15 protein-coding genes are annotated in these 15,999 nt (G+C 66.7%); 6 read left to right on the forward strand and 9 right to left on the reverse strand.

Features of this window, described 5'->3' with window-relative positions; all coding sequences use genetic code 11:
* Positions 1–159 precede the first annotated feature (159 nt).
* From ABWP84_RS10900 to ABWP84_RS10925, 6 genes are all read right to left on the reverse strand, one after another.
* Positions 160–1,032 (reverse strand): glycosyltransferase, encoded by an 873-nt coding sequence (locus tag ABWP84_RS10900; protein ID WP_353212052.1) that lies wholly within the window; start codon positions 1,030–1,032, stop codon positions 160–162.
* Complete coding sequence (locus tag ABWP84_RS10905; RefSeq protein ID WP_353212053.1) at positions 1,029–1,889, reverse strand: glycosyltransferase; 861 nt, start codon at positions 1,887–1,889, stop codon at positions 1,029–1,031. Before ABWP84_RS10905 ends, ABWP84_RS10900 begins: the two co-directional genes overlap by 4 nt.
* Positions 1,886–2,983, reverse strand: coding sequence for a glycosyltransferase (locus tag ABWP84_RS10910; RefSeq protein WP_353212054.1), 1,098 nt, complete (start codon positions 2,981–2,983; stop codon positions 1,886–1,888). The genes ABWP84_RS10905 and ABWP84_RS10910 overlap by 4 nt, the downstream gene beginning before the upstream one ends.
* Positions 2,980–3,993, reverse strand: coding sequence for a glycosyltransferase family 1 protein (locus ABWP84_RS10915; protein WP_353212055.1), 1,014 nt, complete (start codon positions 3,991–3,993; stop codon positions 2,980–2,982). The genes ABWP84_RS10910 and ABWP84_RS10915 overlap by 4 nt, the downstream gene beginning before the upstream one ends.
* Entirely contained in the window at positions 3,990–5,498 is a 1,509-nt protein-coding gene (locus ABWP84_RS10920; protein ID WP_353212056.1) for a flippase, read from the reverse strand. The genes ABWP84_RS10915 and ABWP84_RS10920 overlap by 4 nt, the downstream gene beginning before the upstream one ends.
* 86 nt (positions 5,499–5,584) lie before the next feature.
* Positions 5,585–6,301 (reverse strand): sugar transferase, encoded by a 717-nt coding sequence (locus ABWP84_RS10925; protein WP_353212057.1) that lies wholly within the window; start codon positions 6,299–6,301, stop codon positions 5,585–5,587.
* Positions 6,302–6,466: 165 nt separating this feature from the next.
* Between ABWP84_RS10925 and ABWP84_RS10930 the strand changes: the two genes are divergently transcribed.
* Entirely contained in the window at positions 6,467–7,981 is a 1,515-nt protein-coding gene (locus ABWP84_RS10930; protein WP_353212058.1) for a DUF6311 domain-containing protein, read from the forward strand.
* A gap of 23 nt (positions 7,982–8,004) precedes the next feature.
* On the opposite strand, the gene ABWP84_RS10935 is transcribed toward ABWP84_RS10930, so the two are convergent.
* Complete coding sequence (locus ABWP84_RS10935) at positions 8,005–8,946, reverse strand: glycosyltransferase family 2 protein (RefSeq protein WP_353212059.1); 942 nt, start codon at positions 8,944–8,946, stop codon at positions 8,005–8,007.
* 33 nt (positions 8,947–8,979) lie between these two features.
* Positions 8,980–9,855: an alpha/beta hydrolase gene (locus ABWP84_RS10940; RefSeq protein ID WP_353212060.1), complete on the reverse strand. Its 876-nt coding sequence runs from the start codon at positions 9,853–9,855 to the stop codon at positions 8,980–8,982.
* 132 nt (positions 9,856–9,987) lie between these two features.
* Here ABWP84_RS10940 and ABWP84_RS10945 point away from each other — a divergent pair, with 132 nt between their 5' ends.
* Genes ABWP84_RS10945 through ABWP84_RS10965 form a run of 5 tightly spaced genes read left to right on the forward strand, consistent with a single transcriptional unit; the run spans position 9,988 to position 14,283 of the window.
* The gene (locus tag ABWP84_RS10945) at positions 9,988–10,956 is read left to right on the forward strand and encodes a tripartite tricarboxylate transporter substrate binding protein (RefSeq protein WP_353212061.1); all 969 of its coding nucleotides are present in this window, start codon (positions 9,988–9,990) and stop codon (positions 10,954–10,956) included.
* Positions 10,953–11,228, forward strand: coding sequence for a hypothetical protein (locus ABWP84_RS10950; RefSeq protein ID WP_353212062.1), 276 nt, complete (start codon positions 10,953–10,955; stop codon positions 11,226–11,228). The genes ABWP84_RS10945 and ABWP84_RS10950 overlap by 4 nt, the downstream gene beginning before the upstream one ends.
* Complete coding sequence (locus ABWP84_RS10955; protein ID WP_353212063.1) at positions 11,228–12,181, forward strand: ABC transporter substrate-binding protein; 954 nt, start codon at positions 11,228–11,230, stop codon at positions 12,179–12,181. Before ABWP84_RS10950 ends, ABWP84_RS10955 begins: the two co-directional genes overlap by 1 nt.
* A 48-nt stretch (positions 12,182–12,229) precedes the next feature.
* On the forward strand, positions 12,230–13,435 hold the full coding sequence (locus ABWP84_RS10960; RefSeq protein ID WP_353212064.1) for a CaiB/BaiF CoA-transferase family protein: 1,206 nt from the start codon (positions 12,230–12,232) through the stop codon (positions 13,433–13,435).
* Entirely contained in the window at positions 13,435–14,283 is an 849-nt protein-coding gene (locus tag ABWP84_RS10965; protein WP_353212065.1) for an alpha/beta hydrolase, read from the forward strand. The genes ABWP84_RS10960 and ABWP84_RS10965 overlap by 1 nt, the downstream gene beginning before the upstream one ends.
* A 168-nt stretch (positions 14,284–14,451) precedes the next feature.
* Here the strand turns inward: ABWP84_RS10965 and ABWP84_RS10970 are convergent.
* On the reverse strand, positions 14,452–15,999 hold a 1,548-nt coding region (locus ABWP84_RS10970; RefSeq protein WP_353212066.1), incomplete at its 5' end, for a Na/Pi symporter.

Raw genomic sequence — 15,999 nt, forward strand, 5'->3', positions numbered from 1 at the left:
TCCACCCTGCGCCGCTCCGTATACCACCCGGGATTACAGTGGAGGGGAAGTTCGCGGCGATGCTGATGATGGGGCAGCCAGTGTTGTCAGCGGAGGCGGCGGAGGTGGCGGACAAAGAAACTCCGGGAGGACAGCGCCCTCCCAAGGGGGCCACCGCCCCTACATCTCTACAATCCGCCCCGGATGCGCCTGCCCCGTCAGCACATGCCAAAGCCCGCGCAGATTGCCCTGCAAACGTCCCCAACGATCCACTTCCGGCTCGGGCCGCAGGGATTTCACCGCATTGGCCAGCAAATGCCGGCCAATGCTGCGCAGCGCGTGGCTCCAGGGGTAGCTGCCTTTGCGGGCGAGGTAGACGGAGTTCACCACCTGGGAATAGCCCAGCCGGCGCCCTGGCTGGCGGCCGATCTTGGCGCCCAGATGCACACCGCGCGCGCCGGCGAGGCGCAGGATGCTGCCATGGGGCAGCAGGCGGCGGGAGAAATCGATATCCTCGTACCAGGCATAGGCCGGCAGGGCTTCGTCGAAGCGCAGCGCGTGTTGGCGGATCGGCGCCATGCGGAAGGCCATGTTGCAGCCATAGCCGTTGAAATGTGGTGCCACTGCCAGAGGGTCTGAGGGCAGCGTATCGGCGGCGAGGATGGCGCGGCCTTGTTCCACAGAAATGCCGGGGCCTTTGGCGCCATCGGCGATGACGGTGCCGGTGGCGACCACGCAATCGGGATGGGCGTTCAGCACGGCTTCCAGCACTGCAAGCCAGTCCGGCGCGGCGAGGAAATCATCATCGATGAAAAGGATGGCATCAGCGGTGGGAGCGGCATCGATGATGGCGTTGCGCTGCCGTGGCAGACCGGCCTCGGCGGTGATGAAGCGCAGGCCCGGGAAGCGGGGCGGCAGGCCGGTCACATCGCCCTCGCTGACATGGCAGATGATGACGGCCTGCGGTGGACGGGTCTGACGGTCGATCTCGGCCAGCACCTCGCCCAGGATGGCGGGGCGGCCGCGGGTGGCGATGCCGATGGTGATGTTCATGCTGTCATGGGCGTTGGTTGCGGGGTTTGCGGCGAGAGGAAGCCGCCCAGCCGGCCGCGAAAACTTTGCCAGTAATAGGCGGCGTGGTGCAGCCTCCCGCGCAGCAGGGCCAGCCCCGCGCCGGCGACTGGGCGATAGAGAAAGGCCGACCACACCGCAAAGGGCACGGCGTGGCGGCGCAGCACGAAGCCCAGACCCATGCCATAGCGATAGGCCCGCTCGGCAGCGACATCGGAGAGCCGCTTATCGGGGTGCACCACCAGCAGGGACGGATCATATTCGGCCTGCAGCCCGGCGGCCATGGCCCGGCAGACCAGGTCATTGCCCTCGGCGCTGCCATGGGCGCTGCCGGGGCCTAGGTTTTCGTCAAAACCGCCCAGCGCCAGTGCCGTGTCGCGCCGCAGCCAGAGGTTGAACTCGATCACCGAGGTCCAGACGGTGGCCAGGGTGATGGGCCCGCCCTGGCGGTGCCAGCGGCCCGAGCCCAGCCCGCCATCGGGCGAGGCGGCGGGGCCGGTCAGCACCGCAAGCCCCGGATCGCCGAAGATCCGCGCCACCCGGGCCAGGGTGCCGGGGGGCAGGGTGCAATCATCATCGGGGAAGGCCACGATATCGCCGATGGCGGCGCGCAGGCCCAGATTGCGCGCGGCATTGGCATGTGGGCGCGGGCTGCGGATGTGGCGCAAAGTCAGGCGCTGGGCATAGGCCGCCACCACGGGTGCGAGACGATCATCGCCGTTCTGATCGACCAGGATCACGTCCAGCGCCGGGTGATGTTGCGCGACCAGGCTGTCGAAGAGGTCATGCAGCTCCGCCACCCGGCCCATGGTGGCGATGATGAGGGAGATATGCGTCATCCCATCACCTCGGTGATGAGGGCTGCGCGGAAACTCTCTTCCGAGAAGCGGGTGGCATTGGCGTGGCAGGCGGCGGGGGAGAGGGCGGGGGCGGCGATGAAGCGCTGCACCGCCGCGCGCACTGCCTCGGCGCTTTGTTCGGCGAAGAGGAAGCCGGTTTCGCCCTCGATCACGATATCCCGCGCACCGCCGCGGCCATAGGCGATGAGCGGGGTGCCGGCGGCCTGGGCCTCGACCATGGCGATGCCGAAATCCTCTTCGGCGGCGAAGACGAAGGCGCGGGCGGTTTGCGTCAGGCGCACCAATTCGCCCTGCGGCACCCTGCCGCGCAGTTCGATGTTTTTGGCGCCGGTGGCGGCGGCGGTGACGAGGGGGGCGGAGGGGCCGTCACCCACCACGATCAGGCGCTGGTCGGGCATTTGGGCAAAGGCCTCCACCACCAACTCGATCCGCTTATAGGGCACCTGGCGGGAGGCGATGAGGAAGTGGCCCTGCTTTTGCTCACACAGCGGGAAGCCGGCGAGATTGACCGGCGGGTGCAGCACCCGGGCCTCGCGCCGCCATGCCTTCTGGATGCGCTCGGCGATGTAGCGGCTATTGGCCAGCAGGGTGTCAGGCCGTGCTGCGCTGGCCTGGTCCCAAAGGCGCAGGCGGTGCAGCAGCCAGCGTGTGTAAAGCGAGGCCAAGCCGCGCGTCATGCCGGCCTGGCGCAGATATTGGTGCTGCAAATCCCAGGCATAGCGCATGGGCGAATGGATATAGGCGATGTGGCGCTGGCCGGGGCCGGTGATGGCGCCCTTGGCCACGGCATGGCTGGAGCTGAGCACCACATCATAGCCCTGCAGGTCGAATTGCTCGACCGCGATGGGCATCAGCTGGAGATAGTTGCGAAAGCGCTTTTTCGCCAAGGGCAGGCGCTGGATAAAGCTGGTGCGCGGGGTGCGGCCATGCAGGAAATGGCGCTCCGCCTCGGGCAGGAAATCGCAGAGCACGAAAAGATCCGCCGTGGGAAAGGCGAGCAGCATTTGTTCCAGCACGCGTTCGCTGCCGGCATAGCTGTCGAGCCATTCATGGATGATGGCGATTTTTGTCATGCGTCTTGCGCCAATTGCAGCAGGCGCGCCGCGGCGGCGGGCCAGGAATAATGTTGCGCCCGGGCGCGGCCCGCATCGGCCATGCGTTGGCGGAGTGCAGGCTCGGCGATGAGGGTGGCGAGTTGGCTGGCCAGGCCCGCGGGGTCGTCGGAGGCGAACCACAGCGCGGCATCGCCCAGCACCTCGGGCAGGGCGCCGGCGCGGCCGGCGATGACCGGGCAGCCGCACCACATCGCCTCCAGCGGCGGCAGGCCGAAGCCCTCATAGCGGCTGGGGAAGAGCAGGCAGAGGGCGTTTTCGTATAGGGCCCGCAGCGCAGCATCGCTGACCCGGCCCAGCGGGCGGGCGGCGCCGGCGCCGGCGGCGCGAAACACCGAGGCATCGCGCGCGCCGGCCAAAGCGAGTGTCATGCCATGCTGTTCCAGCAGGCTCGCGGCGCCCTGAAGAGCGGCGAGGTTTTTATGTGCCGCCTGGGTGCCGACGGCGAGGGCGTAGCGGCCGGGCTGCAGGCCATGCTCGGCGAGGATGGCGGTCTCGGCCGGGTTGCGGAAAATATGCTCGCCGCCTTCGGCGACCACGCCGATGCGGGCGGGGTCGAGCCGCAGGTGATGGGCGAGGCGGCTGCGGGAAAATTCGCTCACCGTCAGCAACCGCGTGCCGTTGCGCGCCAGGGAATAATGCAGCGCGCGATACCATAGGCGAAAGGCGCGAGAATAGGATTCGGGCGTGTCGAAGACCCCGGCATCATGAATCACCACCGCCTGGCGGCCACGGCGGAACAGTGGCGCGGTATTGCCCAGATTGAGCAGCAGCCCCGCGCGCGCGGCGGGGGCGAGTTCCCATTGCTCCCAGGCCTGGCCCTGGCGGCGGCCGGTGGCGGTGCCGCCCTCAATGCCCGGGGGGGTGAGGATGGTGGCCTGGGGAAGGGAGGCGGCGATTTCGCGACAAAACCGCTGCACGCCGGTGAGCGCCTGGGTCAGGTAGCGGCCATTGATGAAAAGCGGCGTCATGCGCGCAGCAACTGACGCCATTGCCGCGGGTGCCGCAAGGCTTGGCGTTCATCAGGCAGCAGGGAACGCCATAGCAGCAGCACCAGTGCCGCGGTGCCGAGGGCGAAAACGCCGCCCTTCCAGCCCCAGCCCGGTGCGAGGGCCAGTGCCAGCAGCACCAGCCCTGCCGCCAGCATGGGCGGCATCAAGCCGCGTGCAGCCGCCGCGGCCGGCGGGTAGAGACGGGCGGCGAAATAGAGTTTCCCCAGCGCATCGGCGGCCACCCGCAGCGCCCAGGCGATGGCGGCACCCTCCACCCCGCCCGCGACCAAGAAGAGTGCCGATAGGGGCAGAAACACCACCGCCTGCGCCAGCACGAAGCGCGCTATCACATCGGGCCGGCCAATCGCCTCCAGCAGCGCATTGGGGGCATAGGCGAGGCAGGAGAACAGGATGCCGATGGCGAGGATGCGCAAGACCGGCGCGCCGCCATCGGCAAAGCCGGCACCAAGCCACAGCCGCAACACCTCATGCGAGCCAGCCACCAGCACCGCGCAGGCGGGAAAGACGCCGATGAGGATCAGCAGGCCGCCACGGCGCAACAGCGCGGCCGTGGCCACTGGCACGGAGGCAAAACCGCTGGCCATGGCTGGCAGCAGCGCCTGGGAGACGGCGACGGGCAAAATCCACATCCGCAACACCAGATCGAGCGGCGTGGCGTAATGGGCGACTGCCGTCAACGTCAGCAGCGCGCCGATCAGGAAGCGATCGGCATAGAGCAGCGCCTGGCCGATCAGGGAGGCAAAGGTGATCCACCCGCCCAGGCGCAGCAAGGGGGCTGCGAGGCGTAGCCGGGGCCAGGTGGACCACAGCCCCGGTAAATCCCGCCGCACCAGCCAGATATAGGAGATTGTATTGGCCAAACGGCAGGCCAGCAGGGCCAGCATGACCCCCACCAGCGAATCCCACAGCAGCAGGGCCAGCACCGGGCCGAGATAATAGAACAGGTTGACCGGGACGGTGACGAGATTGGCCGCGGCAAAGCGCTGATAGGCCGCTAGCACCCCCCACAGCGCCGCATTCAACACCACCAGGGGAATCGCACAGGCCAGCACCCGCATGGCGGCCAGGGCCTCGGCCTGCAGCGCGGGCGGCACATTCAGGCCATCGCTCACCAGCCAAGGCAGGGCGAGCCACAGAACCGCCGCGCCGAAAACCGCCACCAGGCTGAGGGCGGCCAGCCCTGCGCGCACCAGATCGGCCTGTTCGGCCGGGGTGGCGGTGTGCATCCGCTCGGAGAGGCTGCGGGTGAGGGCGGGGCCCACGCCCAGATCCAACACGCCCAGCACGCCCACCATGGCCAGGGCCAGGGTGAATAAACCCCACCGCTCCACCCCCATGAGATGCAGCAGCCAAGGCGTGAGGAGCAGAGCAATGACCAGGGGCAGGCCGCGGCCCAGGGCATTCCACACCACCCCGGACATCAGGCGCCCGGTGGCGGCGCGGGTTTGGGCTGTGTGGGTCATGCGGGCGAGGATAGCACCGGTTGGGATGGTTTGGGTTTCCCCCGGAAGAGGGTTTTGCCGCTCACCCGGGGCCGCGCTGACCCTTTTTAGCAGGCGCCCCGACGGGCCAGCACGGCCATCGGCGTGCGGGCGAGGATTTTGATGTCGGTCCAGAGCGAGGGCTGGGAGGCATAGGCCACATCCATCGCCACGCGCTGGGCGTAGCTGGTGTTGCTGCGGCCGCTGACCTGCCACAGGCCGGTGATGCCGGGGCGCACGCTCATATATTGCGCTGCGGCGGGGCCGTAATACTCGTCCAGCTCGGCGGCTACCACGGGGCGTGGGCCGACAAGGCTCATCTCGCCACGCAGCACATTGACCAATTGCGGCAATTCATCGAGCGAGGTCTTGCGCAGGACATGGCCGATGGCGGTGATGCGCGGGTCGTTTTTCAGCTTGCGGGTGGCTTCCCATTCGGCGCGGGCCGCAGGGTCGGCGGCGAGCAGGGCGTCGAGCCGGGCCTGGCTATCGGTCACCATCGAGCGGAATTTCAGGCAGCCAAAGCCGCGCCCGCCCTGGCCGACCCGGGTATGGGCATAGAAGGCGGCGCCGCTATCGCGCCGCACCAGGGCGGCGAGCAGCAGGAAGATCGGCGCGAGCAGCAGCAGCATGCCGCCAGCAGCCAGCATATCGAATGCGCGCTTGAGGCGGGCATTGATGCCTGCGGCCGAGGGGACCGGCAGGATGGGAGGGAAGATGCCGATCCGTGAGGCGCGGACGGTATTGTCCGGGCGGAGGGATTGGAGACTGTCCAGGCCAGGCATGGATTTTGTCCCGAGAGGGGTGGGGGCGGAGGAATTCTGCTTGCGAGCATTTTGCCGGGCTGAACTGGCCGCAAGATGGTTGAGTTGGGGCGAAAATGTGGCAGTGCACAAAAACGACAGGTTTTCTGGCCTTGCCCTTGTCACATTGCGGTGCGAGCAGGGGGAATGCGCATCGCTCTCATCCTCGCGGCGATTTGGGGCGCGGGGATGGCTTTTTGGCTGTTTCCCGCCGATTTTTTATGGCCTGGCGCGGGCGGTGGGTGGCGACCGGTGGGCGATGCCGCACAGCATGCGGTGGCGCAGCGCTATTTCATCGCCTCGGCATGGGTTTGGCCGCCGCTGAATGTGGCGATGCTGGGCGGCCTCAATCTGGCCTTTGCTGATGGGATTCCGCTGCTGGCCTTGGCGCTAAAGGCGCTCGCGCCGCTGCTGCCGGCAGGGTTTCATGGCATTGGGCTGTGGTATGCGCTGGTATGGGTTTTGACGCCGGTTTGCGCCGCCTGGGCCATGGCGGGGGCGGGGGAGCGCCGGCTGCTGCCATTATTGGCCGTGGCGGTGGCGGCGGCTTCGATGCCGGCCTTCATCATGCGGTTTGGCCATGCCGCCTTGTGCGGGCATTTTTTGCTGTGGCTGGGCTTGGGGTTTTATCTTCGGCTGGTGGCCGGGGGGCGGGTCTGGCCCGGGGCCATTTTGCTCCAGGGGGCGACCTTGCTGGTGCATCCTTATTTGGCGGTGATGAATTTGGCGCTGCTGGCAGCGGTGCCGGCCACGCTGCTGCTGCGCCGCGCGCCCTGGTTGGGGGCAGCATTGGGCGCTGCGGCCGGGCTGGCGCTGGTGGGCGGAATTATGACCGTTTTGGGATATTTGGGGGCGGTGGGCGATGGGCAGCGCTGGTATGGCGCCTTCGCGCTGAATCTTTTGTCGCCGATATGGCCGTTTCGGTCATGGTTCCTGGGGGGCGGGTTCGCGGCCGAGGTCGATGCCACCGGCCATGGCGGCTGGGAGGGTTATAATTGGCTGGGTTTTGGCCTGTGGTTGGGGCTTGCGGCGCTGCTGCTGTGGCGGCCGGTTGCGGTGCTGGGCGGCCTCAGGCGGCATGGCGGGTTGGTGCTGGCCTGCCTCGGCCTCAGCCTGCTGGCGGTGAGTTTTCGGGTCGGGCTGGGGCCTGCTCTGCTGTTCGATCTGGGCGAGGCGCCGGGGTTATTCGAGCAATTCCGCGCCTCGGGCCGCTTCTTCTGGCCGGTGGGGGCGGCGGCGCTGCTGGGGGTGGCGGTGCTGCTGGCCCGGCAGGGGCGGGCGGGGATTCTCTTGCTGGTGGTGCTGGCGGCGGTGCAATGTCTCGATGCAGCGCCTGCCCGGCAGGCGCTGCATGATTGGGCGGGGGCACAGCATCCCTGGCGGATAGATGCGGCGAGGCTGCGCCCGCTGCTGGCGGCGGCCGAGCGGGTGACCCTGCTGCCCAGTTGGCCCTGCACCGCGGCTGAGGATCATGCCACCCGCGAGGCGCTGCTGGAGATGCTGGCTTTGGCCAGCGAGACGCCGCGGCCGATCAACACGATGTATGCTGCCCGCTGGCGCGAGGCGCCGCGCTGCACCGATGCGGCAACCCGCGCCACAGCGGTGGCCCCGGGTGAGTTGCGGCTGGATTATGTTGCGGGCGCCTGGAGGGTTATTCGCTAGGCGTATGCGCGAAGGCCCAGACTTCAGCCGCTGGGGATATGCCGCTCCACGATATAAAGCGGCCGGCCCTTGGTCTCATTGAACACCCGGCCGAGATATTCGCCGATAATGCCCAGCATCATCATCTGCACGCCGCCCAGGAAGAGCACCGCGGCCATCAGGCTGGGATAGCCCGCCACCGGATTGCCAAAGAGCAGGGTGCGCAGCAGCAATTGCACGATATAGGCGGCCGAGATGAAGGCGATGCCCAGGCCCAGATAGCTGGCGATTTTAAGCGGCCCCACGGTGAAGCTGGTGATCCCCTCCAGCGAGAGGTTCCACAGCTTCCACCAATTCCATTTGGTGGTGCCAGCCGCGCGCGGTGCCCGGTCATAGGGCACCGCCACCGAGGGGAAGCCCACCCAGGCGAATAGCCCCTTCATGAAGCGGTGCTGTTCGCGCAATTGCAGTAGCGCATCGAGTGAGCGGCGCGACATCAGGCGGAAATCGCCGGTGTCCTGCGGCAATTGCACCCGCCCGCCCAGGCGTTGCATCACCCGGTAGAACCCCGCCGCCGTAACGCGCTTGAGCCATGATTCGCCATGGCGGACCGAGCGCTGGGCATAGGCCACGTCAAAGCCCTGGCGCCAGGCGGCGACGAGGGCGGGGATGACCTCCGGCGGGTCCTGCAAATCGGCATCGATCACCACCACCGCCTCGCTGCAGGCGGCATGATCCAGCCCCGCGGTGAGGGCGATTTCCTTGCCGAAATTACGGCTGAGATTGACCACCGCCACCCGGCCATCGGCCGCCTGGGCCTGGAGCATCAGGGCCAGCGTGCCATCGCGCGAGCCATCATTCACATAGACCAGCTCAAAGGGCAGGCCGATGCCCTCCATCGCCGCAGTGATGCGGGCGTGGAATTCGGGCAGGACCTCCTGCTCATTGTAGCAGGGGATGACGACGGAAATGGCGGGCGGGCTCATGCCCGCCTCATGGACGGCAATAATGGCTTATTTTCAGCGGATGATTCCGCCCGAGAGGCTGGCGGGGATCCGATTGCGCCAGGTGCCGGCATCAACATGGGTGACGAATTCCAACACGGCGCGGTTGAAGGCATCGGGGTCCTCCAAATTCATGGTGTGGCCGCATTTGGGCATCACCAGCAGGGCCGAGCTGTGGATGGTGCGCTTGAGGAAGATGGAGGCTTCCAATGTGGGGTCATCCTCATCGCCGGCGATGACCAGGGTGGGCGTGGTCATCTTGGCGAAGCCCTCGCGCAGATCCCATAGCGAGGGGCGCTGGCGTTGCACGCCTTGCATGGTGAGTGCTGAGCCCTCGGTGCTGTGCTCGGCCAGTTGGGTGATGAATTCGGCGAAGCCGCGCGGGTCTTTCTGCTCGAAGATCAGGCGGGTCGGGCCATGGCCGTAGATATTGGCCATCTTGTCCATGCCTTCGGCGCGGATGCGGGCGATGGTGGCATCGGTTTCGGCCCAGAATTGCTCGCGCTTATCGGGCGAGGCGCCATAGCCCACCCCGGCAGCCACCAGGCTGCGGGCCAAATGAGGGTAGCGCAGGCCCAGATGCAGCGTGGCGAAGCCGCCCATGGAGAGGCCCACGACGTGGGCGGGCGCTAGGTTGAGCTTTTGGATCACCTCGGCAATGTCATCCGTGGCGCGGTCTTGGCTATAGGAGGCCGGGTCGGCGGGCACGGCCGAAGGCGGATAGCCGCGGGCGGCGAAAGCGATGCAGCGATAGCGGCGGGCGAAGAAGCGCAGCTGCGCCTCCCAGGCGCGGTGGTCGCCGGCATATTCATGCACGAAGACCATGGGCGTGCCTTCGCCGACATCCTCGTAATGCAGGTCAACGCCGTCAGTGGTGCGCAGGCTGGGCATGGGAATCTCCTTTGGGCGGGGGCAGAATGGTTCGGCGTGGCAGGCTCGGCAAGGGTCATGGGCCAGCAGGCTTGCGCGATGGCGCGCCGCGCCCGATGAAGCGCCCGGGCGAGGTCCAAAAGGGGTTTTTCGATGCAACGACGTGTATTGCTGCTCTCCGCGCTGGCGGCGCCTGTCCTACCGCTGGCGGCGCCGGCCCTAGCGCAGGCTTGGCCTTCGCGGCCCATCCGCATTTTCGTGCCCTTCGGCCTGGGCGGCAGCGCCGATGTTGGCGCGCGGGCGTTGCAGGAGCCGCTGAGTGCCGCACTCGGCCAGCCGGTGGTGGTGGAGAACCGGCCCGGGGCAGGGGCGGTGATTGGTACCGATGTGGTGGCCAAGGCGGCGGCTGATGGCCACACCCTGCTGCTGATGAGCAATACCCATACGGCCAATGAAACCCTGCTGCCCAATCGCCCCTATCAGCTGATGCGCGACTTCGCGCCGGTGGCGGCGGTGAATATCGCCCGCCACGCGCTGGTGGTGCACCCCTCGGTGCCGGCGAATTCGGTGTCTGAGTTGATCGCCCTGCTGCGGGCCAATCCGGGGCGATATGATTACGCCTCCTCCGGCCCGGGCACGCCTTATCATATCGCCGGTGAGGTGTTTCTCTCCATGGCTGGCGTGCAGGCGCAGCATATTCCCTTCCGGGGCTCCAACGAGGCCCGCACTGCGCTGGTCGCGGGGCAGGTGCCCATCATGTTCGATGCCATTCCCACCGTGCGTGAGCAGGTGGTGGGCGGTCGGGTGCGGGGGCTCGCCACCACCGGCCCCACTCGCAATGTGCTGATGCCCGACCTGCCGACGGTGGCCGAGACCCTGCCGGGCTATGAGGCCAGCATTTGGCTGGGCGTGATGGCGCCGGCCGGCACGCCCGAGCCGATCCTTGGGCGGCTGAACGCGGAGATCAACGCCTATCTCCGCCGGCCGGAAACGCGCGATGCCCAGTCCCGCGCGGGCGCTGAGCCCATGGCCATGAGCATGGCCGAATTCGATGCGTTTCTGCGGGCCGATATCATCCGCCAGGCCGAGTATATTCGGCTCGCCCGGATCACCCCGGCATGAGCTTTTCCCTCGATGGCGTCTCGGTCGCGCTGCATGAGCAGGCGCGCCATGACGGGCAGCGCATCACCAGCGATTCCTGGGAGGAATACCCGGTGCTGCGCTTTGCCGATGTGCCGCGGGTGACCACCGAATTGATCATTCGCCCTGAGGCGCGCCCGCTCGGTGCCGGCGAGGCCTCCATGGCGCCTGCCATTGCCGCTATTGCCGGCGGCATCTTCTCGGCGCTTGGCACCCGGCCGAACCGCCTGCCCTTCATTCCGGAAAACCTCTGATGGCGAAAATCACCCTCACCCTGGCCTGCGTCGCCTCGGACCGCACCCGGCCGCTGATGGATGGGCGGGTGAGAGTGCCCGGCGTGGATCTGGTTTTTCTCCCTGGCGAACCTGAGGATATTTTCCGCCGGGCGTTGCGCGACAAGGCGTTTGATATTTCTGAGCTGTCCATGGGCAGCCACATCGTGACCACGGCGCGTGGGGATTCGCCCTATATCGGGCTGCCCATCTTCCTCTCCCGGGCGTTTCGGCATTCTGCGGTCTATATCCGCAATGACCGTGGCATAAATTCGGCGGCTGATCTGGCCGGGCGCAGCATCGCCCTGCCGGAATTCCAGCAGACCGCGGCGTTGTGGGTGCGCGGCTTCCTGCGCGAGCAATATGGTGTGGATACCACCTCAATCCGCTGGCGCAGCGGTGGTGAGCGGGTGGCCATTGCGCCGCCGCCTGGCCATGATCTGGCGCCGCTGGGCATGGACCCGATGGCGGCGCTGGAAACAGGTGCGGTGGATGCGCTGATCGGCCCGCGCATCCCGGCATCGCTTGGACAGGGCGTGGTGACGCGACTTTGGCCCGATTACGCGGCCGAGGAGAAGGCCTGGCATAAGGCCACCGGCTTCTTCCCCATCATGCATTGCCTGGCGCTGCGGCGCGACATTGCCGCCGCCCATCCCTGGCTGGCGGTGGAGCTTTATCGGGCTTTTGCCAAGGCGCGGGAGATGTCCCTGGCCGAGTTGCGGCTGGTCAATGTGCTGCGCGTCTCCATGCCGTGGCTGGCCTCGGCCTTTGAGGAGCAGATGGCGATCATGGGTGGTGACCCATGGCCCTATGGCTTTGCCCGCAACCGCGATGAGGTGGCGGCGATGATCCGCTTTGCCCTGGCCGATGGGCTGGCGGCGCGGGATATTTCCCCGGAAGAGCTCTTCCACCCGAGTGTGCTGACGGAGGGGTGACAGTTTCCCCCCCGCGTGATGAAAGCGGGGTCCAGGAGAATTGAAACCATGTCTGAACCCAGCGGCCCCCTGAAGGGCCTTCGCGTCCTCGACCTCACCCGCGTCTTGGCGGGGCCGACCTGCACCCAGATGCTGGGCGATCTCGGCGCCGAGGTGATCAAGATCGAGCGGCCCGATGCGGGCGACGATACCCGCGGCTTTGCCCCTCCCTTCGTGCCGAACACCAAGGAGAGCGCCTATTTCGTTGGCGTGAACCGCAACAAGAAGTCGCTCACGCTTGATATCGCCAAGCCTGAGGCCCAGGCCATCGTGCTGAAGCTGCTTGAGAGCTGCGATATGCTGGTCGAGAACTTCAAGGTGGGCGCCCTGGCGAAATATGGCCTGGGCTGGGAGCAACTCTCCAAGAAATTCCCCCGGCTGATTTATTGCTCGATCACCGGCTTCGGCCAGACCGGCCCTTATGCGCCGCGGCCGGGCTATGACGCGCTGATCCAGGCCATGGGGGGCGTGATGAGCCTGACCGGCGAGCCGAATGGCGCGCCCCAAAAAGTGGGCATTCCGGTGGCTGATCTCTTTGCTGGGCTTTACGGCTGCATCGGCATCCTGGCGGCGCTGCGCCACCGCGACGCGACGGGCCAGGGCCAGCAGATCGATATCGGCATGCTCGATACCCATGTCGCCTGGCTGGCCAATCAGGGGATGAATTACCTCAGCACCGGCGAAAATCCGCCGCGTCTGGGCAACCAGCACCCCAATATTTCGCCCTATCAGGAATTTCCGACCAAGGATGGCTACCTGATTTTGGCGGTGGGCAATGACCCGACTTTTGCTCGGTTCTGCGAGAATACGGGGCTGGCGCATTTGCTCACTGACGAGCGCTTCGCCACCAATCCCAATCGCGTCGCCAATCGCGACCTTGTGACCGCCACCCTCACCCCGGTGATGAAGACGCTGACCACGACTGAATGGGTCAATAAGCTTGAGGCGCTGAAGATTGGCTGCGGGCCGATCAACACGCTCGAGCAGGTCTTTGCCGACCCCCATGTGGTGGCGCGCGAGATGGTGGTGGAAATGACCCATGGCTCGGGCGAGGTGGTGAAGGTCATCGCCAATCCGGTCAAAATGTCGGCAACGCCGGCGGATTACCGCTCGGCACCGCCGATTTTGGGCGAGCATAGCCAGCATGTCCTGTGCGATATTCTTGGCATGTCGGCGGCCGAGGTGGCGGCGCTGCGGGAGAGAGGCATCGTGTGATGGAATATCCGCGAACGGGCAGCATGCACTGCCCCTTTGAGGGGGGTGCCGTCTCGCTGCGTTGGCATGAATGGGGGCCAGCCTCGGGCAAGCCCGTGGTCTGCGTCCATGGGTTGACCCGCAATGGCCGGGATTTCGATGTGCTGGCCCAGGCCCTGGCGGTGCAGGGGCGGCGGGTGATCTGCCCGGATATTCCCGGCCGCGGCATCTCCGGCTGGCTGCCGGCGGGCATGCTCTATGCGGTGCCGACCTATGTGGCGGTGCTCACGCCCCTGCTGGCGGAGTTGGGCGATTATGATTGGGTTGGCACCTCCATGGGGGGGCTGATCGGCATGGGGCTGGTGAGCCTGCCCTTTGATCGCCTGGGCCGGATGGTGCTCAATGATATTGGCCCCTTCATCCCCGAGGCGGCGCTGGCCCGCATCCGCGATTATCTGAGCCATTCGCCGCCGCGTTTTGCCAATCTGGCGGCGGTGGAGGCGCATTTGCGGCTGGTCCATGCGCCCTTCGGTTCGTTGAGCGACGCGCAATGGCGCCACATGGCCGAGCATAGCGCGCGGATGACGGCCGATGGCGCCATGCATCTGCATTACGACCCGCGCATCGTCGAGCCCATGCAGGCCGGCCCGCTCAGCGATGTCGATCTCTGGGCCCTGTGGGATTGGACGGTCAGCCGCCCGTTGTTGGTGCTGCGCGGTGAGCATTCCGACCTGCTGACGGCCGAGACTGCGGCCAGAATGGACCAGCACGGCAATACCACGCTTGCTACCATCAAGGGCTGCGGCCATGCGCCGGCGCTTATGGCGGCGGATCAGGTGAAGTTGATCGTGGATTTTCTGGCCGGGTGATGGGGCTTAGAGCATTTTCAAGCCTTGCGGCTTCGCAAGGCGGCTCAGAAAATGCGGTAAAACAAAGGCTAGAGCATCATCCGTTCAAACGGAATCGTTTGAGCGGATGATGCTCGACAAACAAAAGCTGAGAGCCTGTTTCGTTCGCCTCGGCTCACCGAACAGGCTCTAAGCCTGTAGCGGGGCTTGCGCCGCCTCCTGGTCGATGAGTAGCAGGCTGCGCGCCAGCCAGACCGCACGCTCGAAATTCGCGGTGGCCTGGCGCAGCATATCGGGCGGGGCCTCCCCGGCGCGGGCCTCACGGATGCGGCGCATCATTGGGCCGCGATCTTCGCTCAAGGTGAGCAGCGTGGCGATATCATCGCCATCCTGCACTTCGGCCAATTGCTCGAGCAGGAGATGCAGCGCCTCGGTCAATGACGGGATAGGGGCGGCGCCGGCCGCGAATTCGCTCACCACCACCCGCAAATCCCGCAGCACTCGGTTGCGCGCGCTGAGGCGCACGGCCTCGGCCATGCTGGCACGGTCCAGCCCGGCCTTGGCGGCATCGCCGATCAACTGGGCCAGGAAATCCTCCACCGTCTTTTCCAGCGTCTGACTGGCGGCAGATAGCGCCGTGGTGGGAATGGAGGCGCCCTGCGCCCCTTCGCGCACCGAATCAAGCAGCGTGGGGATGCGCGCGAGCAAACGGGCCTGTTCGCGCGCCGCCAGGGTGAGCGCGCTTGCGCCATCACGCAGCGCGCCATCATAGATGAAGGCGGGGCGGGTGAGCGCCTCGGTTGGGTTGGGGGGGGCGAAGCGGGCGATCAGGCGCAGCAGCGGGCCGTCGAGCGCGATCATCGCCAGCGCGGTTGTGATCTGCATGAGCCCGAAAAGCATGGCCAATTGGGTGTCCTGCTCCACCGCCAGATGGGAGAGCAGCGCCGAGATCAGCGGTATGCCAATAATGGCTTCAACGAGGTGCAACAGCACGTAGATGAGCGTGCCCAGCGCCTTGAAAGCGAATTGGTAGAGCACAAGCTGCCTGGTGGTGCCGGTCATGGAGGCTGCCAGCAGGAAGGTGGCCAAGCCCGAGCCGAGGGAGGCGCCATAGATTGCCATCTCTGCCTCGTCGAAGCGCATCGCCCCGGCATTGAACATGGTGATGGCGATCATGCTGACAGTGGAACTGCTCTGCGCCACGAAGGTGACGGCCACGCCGAGGACAAAGGCGGGCAGGGCGGCATCGCCGGTGGCGGCGAGCAGGCTGCGCAGCCATTCCGTGTCACGCAGCGGAGCGGCGCCGGCCTTGAGCAGGGCCAGGCCGAGGAACATCAGCCCCATTCCCACCAGGGAATGCAGCAAGGGGCGCAAACGGCCGCCGATATCGAGATTGAGGTATGAAATTATCCCCGAAAATCCCAGCAGCACAAGCGCTGCCAGACGCAAATCCAGCGTGGCCAGTAGCACCAGCGCCGTGGTGCCGAGATTGGCCCAGGCCAGCAAGGGCAGGGCGCGCTGCACGGTGATCAGCCCGCTCGCCTGCATATTGGCGGTGATGACGGTGACCGCGCTGCTGGATTGCGTCAGCCCGCCCAGCCCGACCCCGGCCAGCGCCGCGGTCATGGGGCTGCGGGTCAGCCCGGCGATCAGGCGGCGGGCGAACGGGCCCGCCATGGATTGCATATTCTGTGCAACTTGGCGGATGCCCACGAAGAACAAGCCAAGGCCGCCTAG

Origin of the sequence: Rhodovarius sp. (genome assembly GCF_040399605.1) — a bacterium.
In the GTDB taxonomy this organism is placed as follows: domain Bacteria; phylum Pseudomonadota; class Alphaproteobacteria; order Acetobacterales; family Acetobacteraceae; genus Rhodovarius; species Rhodovarius crocodyli_A.